The 5,076-nt window shown below is 39.2% G+C and carries 1 protein-coding gene; it reads left to right on the top strand.

Going from position 1 to position 5,076, the window contains the following annotated elements; all coding sequences use genetic code 11:
* Positions 1-362: 362 nt before the first annotated feature.
* Positions 363-5,076 (top strand): Calx-beta domain-containing protein (locus O9324_RS06730; RefSeq protein ID WP_288139781.1); only part of this gene is annotated, 4,714 nt, incomplete at its 3' end.

Here is a 5,076-nt window from a genome sequence, read left to right as displayed (position 1 = left end):
ATTTCTTCAGAAATTGAAGAGATAATCGGCAAAATGACTAACCCTACTATCTTAGAAGAGCTACTAAAATTAGCAGCTACCGCTAATTCTCTCGCAGAATTTAAGCAGTCTTTGGCAAAAATCAATATCTAGAAAACGGGTTTCTTCGAGAAACTCTTTGAGAAACCCGTTTTCTTTGGTATTTAGAAACCGGGTTTCTTTGAGAACCTATTTAGAAAACCCGTTTTCCTTGAGAAACCCGGTTTCTTGTTCCTTTGAGAAACCCGGTTTCTTGTATAAATGTTAATTTATGTTACAGGGTCTTGAAAAATTCGCGCTTGTTGGGCTAAAACTATTAGTAATAAACCTTTGCAGTTAATGTCATGACTTCTACCCTGTTGCCGATTTTTCCTGCTATTTACGATGTTTTGTTCGATTTCGCTCAATCTGATGGTTTTTGGGTGAATTTAGAAAGTGCTTTTGGCACAAGTTATGATGTGGTTAAAGCGACGCAATTACGACAACAGTGGCAAAGTCGAGATTTTAGTCAACTTCCTGAGATTGAGGTTGTCAACAGCAGTGTTTTAGGTAGTGCAAATGGCGCTTATGGGATTAGCACCAATAAGATATATCTATCTGAAAGTTTTTTTGCTTCTGCTAGTTTAGATGCTTTGGTTGCGGTGATTTTAGAAGAAATTGGGCATTATGTGGATGCTCAAATTAATAGGGTGGATACGGTGGGGGATGAGGGAGAATTATTTTCTCATCTGGTGAGAGGGGTTAATTTAACTGAGGCTGAGTTAACTTATATTCAAGCAGAAGATGATCGTTCTGTTATTAATTTAGAGGGACAATTTATAGGGGTTGAACAAGCAGCACCAATTACTTTAATCGTCAATACTACTATAGATGAGAATGATGGTAGTGCCACTATTGGGAGTGGTTTATCTTTGCGGGATGCTGTTGCAATTGCTAACAAAAGTCCTAATACTCCCTATATTATTAAGCTGCAATCAGGAACGACTTATGCTTTAACTTATGTTAATGATACAACAACAGGCGATCGCAGTTTAAGGACGAATGGTACGATTACCATTGAAACTGATGGAACAGCACTAGCTTCTATTGTTAATAATGCTAGTCCTATCTCTGGGCAGAATGATAACAATTCTATTATATACAACTCTAGTAAACTTGGAGTTACATTAAACAATCTCTATATCAGCAACAAAGCAGGAAGGGGAATTTACAACGACTACGGGGGAACATTAACATTAACCAACAGTACAATATCTGGTAATACGGCTACTTATGGAGGGGGAATTTACAACGATGGAACATTAACATTAACCAACAGTACAATATCTGGTAATACTGGAGGGGGAATTCACAACTGGGGAAGGGGAATATTAACGTTAACCAACAGTACAATAACAGGTAATACGGCTACTAATTTTGGAGGGGGAATTGAGAACGATGGAACATTAACGTTAACCAACAGTACAATAACAGGTAATACGGCTACTTATTCTGGAGGGGGAATTTACAACTGGGGAAGGGGAACATTAACATTAACCAACAGTACAATATCTGGTAATACGGCTACTGGTTATTATGGTTCTGGAGGGGGAATTTACAACTCTACGGGAACATTAACAATAACCGACAGTGCAATATCTGGTAATACGGCTACTGGTTCTGGAGGGGGAATTGAAAACTATGGAACATTAACATTAACTGACAGTACAGTATCTGGTAATACGGCTGCTTATGACGGAGGGGGAATTGACAACTATGGGGGAACATTAACATTAACCAACAGTACAATATCTGGTAATACGGCTACTGGTTCTGGAGGGGGAATTGAAAACTATGGAACATTAACATTAACTGAAAGTACAGTATCTGGTAATACGGCTGCTTATGACGGAGGGGGAATTGACAACGATGGGGGAACATTAACATTAACCAACAGTACAATATTTGGTAATACGGCTACTCGTTCTGGAGGGGGAATTTTCAACTCTACGGGAACATTAACATTAACCAACAGTACAATATCTGGTAATACGGCTGGTGATGAAGGAGGGGGAATTTACAACTACAACTCGGGAACATCAACATTAACGAATAACATTCTTACTAACAATAATGCCAACTTAGGTGGTGGTATTTACAATAGGGGTACATGGAGTTCAAATAGTATTATTAGTGGACATACTGCGAACCAAGTTTGGTATATAGATTCAGATGGAGATTCAACTACATTTGAATCCAGTTGGATTAATGGTCAATGGATAGCAAATCCAATAGATCCACAATATCCAAATATATATGATGATGCCACTTACACAGCACTCCCACCCACACCTGATTCTCCACCTAAACCAACGATATCAGTCAGTAATGCGTGGTTTGATGCTCCCACAGGGAAGGTTATTTTCGAGGTTAAACTATCCTCAACATATAATAAACCCATAACCGTTGATTACTATACCCTTGATGGAAGTGCCAATTCAATAGACCCTAACCAATTAAAAGATTTTAACAATGTTGTCAAACAAACCCTCTCCTTTTTCCCAGGACAAACCAGCAAACAAATAGAAATTACCGTTTTGGGAAGTGCGCCTCCTACCGACCAAACCTTTGAGATTTTGGCTAGAGACACCGCTTATCGTGATTGGACAGATACGGACAAAGGCAAAGAAGTAGATAAGATATATGACTATAGTGACCTGGGTTACGAAGGCTATCGTATCAATAAAGTTTTCAACGATTCTAGCACAGGATTTGATGCTGTTGGTTTAACTTCTGATGAAAAATTCTTTCTGGTTTTAGCCAATCCTCTTAATGCTAATGAATTTACATCCAGTAGCAATAACTTACTGCAAGATATTGCCAACACTTCAGGCGGTAACAATACCGCCGCCTATACTGCTGGACAGAATCTAATCAACCAACTCACCAGCGCCAAGCAATCCTATACCTTCACTGATGGCACAATTTATGACCTTGCTAAACCTCCTGTTTTAGCCATTCGGGGTACTGTATTCTCATCTGGTAAAGATTTATTAAGTGATACTGAAACCGAAGGAGTTGGCTATAATCAATTTACTAACAATAAAGCCGCAGTCAATCAATGGCTTTCAGAAGTATCTAATCCCGTAAGCGGATTGACTCTAAAACCTAATATTACAGGACATAGTTTAGGCGGTGCATTAAGTCAGTGGGTAGGGGGTAGTTATACAGGACAACTCGGAAAGATTGTTACTTTCAATAGTCCGGGTATTTCTCAACAACCCGGCATTAATTTCAACGCTACTAATAACTTAGGTGTAACCCATTACATAACCTCGGCCGATTTGGTTAGCATTGCAGGTTCAACATATCTGAGTGGACTCTGGAACTTAGAAAAATATTCAAAACTAACATCTGCAATTACCTTTGAAAAACATTCAGTTCCCGTCTTAAATCAAACTATTACAAGAACTAATTTGTCAAAGCCGACAGATTTAACTCGGAAAGTTGCCAACGGAAATACTACTGATTTAAGTAGTTACTGGTTTACATATTTGCCTGATGCTGATTATTTTGCCTTGCAAATGATGATTAGAGGATTGGGAAGCTTACCTATTCCTGGAATTGGATTAACAGGAACATATCTGGCAGCTGCTTTAACTTATCGTGGAACCGTTGAACTGAATCGAAAAGCAATTGGAAGTGCCATTGATGGTCTTGGAAATATATCCGATGCAGTAACATCCGCTTACAACGCAGCTAAATCTTGGACTTCAGATGCGTGGAATGCGATTATTGGACAGTCTGACAAGAAACTTGGTTTATCTCCATCAACTGCCAATCAAAGCAATTCACCGCAAACGCTTGCATCATCTTTTCTCGACACAAATAGCTATCAAATAGCAACAACAGCTACAGTATCACAGACAATTGATAACTTTTGGGATGCCATACCTGACTGGGGAGATAACGCTTGGCAAGCTACAACTAAATGGTCAGCAGATGCTTGGAAAAGTATTGATGAATGGACACCCCAAACTTGGCAAGCAACAACTACCTGGACAGCAGCAGATTGGGATAAACCATTCTTGACTATCTCAAATCCGACAATTGTAGAAAACAATTCAGGAACAAATAACCTGATATTTAAAGTTACATTGTCAACCACAAGTACCCAAACAATTACCGTAAATTATGCCACTGCTAATAACACAGCAACAGCAGGAAGCGACTATACAGCCACAACAGGGACTCTCACCTTTACCCCCGGACAAATCAGCCAAGATATTATTATTTCCGTCAATGGTGATACTGCAATTGAACCCGATGAGACTTTCTTGATTAACCTTTCTAATCCTAGCAATGCGCTGATTACAGATAATCAAGGATTAGGAACAATTACTAATGATGATGGTGATAATATCAGTGTCACCCCAATCGAAACCTTCGGTAACACCAAATTAGTCAAAGACACCACCAACAAACTTTACGCTCAAATTGGCAATAATAACCCCATCGCCATTAAAAATGGGGGGACTCAGATTACCACAAATATCTACCCAGGTTGGCAAACTTTAGCAGCAGAAACCGTCAACGGAGTCAATCAAGTTTTATGGAAATATAACGATGGTAATTATCTGCATCTGTGGACTTTAGATAGTAACTGGAATTGGCAATCTTCCACTGGATGGTGGGGATTAAACTCCCCAGAAGCATTCACCCAAGAAACCAATTTTCAACAAGATTTTAACGGTGATAATCAGATTGGTAATCCCTACACCCCCATCGAAGCTTTCGGTAACACCAAATTAGTCCAAGACGCGACTAATAAACTTTACGCTCAAATTGGTAATAACAATCCCACAGCCATTAAAATTGGGGGGACTCAGATTACCACAAATATCTATCCAAGTTGGCAAACCTTAGCAGCAGAAACCGTCAACGGAGTCAATCAAGTTTTATGGAAATATAACGATGGTAATTATCTCCATCTGTGGAGTTTAGATAATAACTGGAATTGGCAATCTTCAAGCGGATGGTGGGGATTAAACTCCCCAGAAGCTTTCACCCAAGAAACCG

This window comes from Microcystis sp. LE19-84.1B, from assembly GCF_027531875.1.
In the GTDB taxonomy this organism is placed as follows: Bacteria; Cyanobacteriota; Cyanobacteriia; order Cyanobacteriales; family Microcystaceae; genus Microcystis; species Microcystis panniformis.
This window is presented reverse-complemented; position numbering and strand designations above follow the sequence as displayed.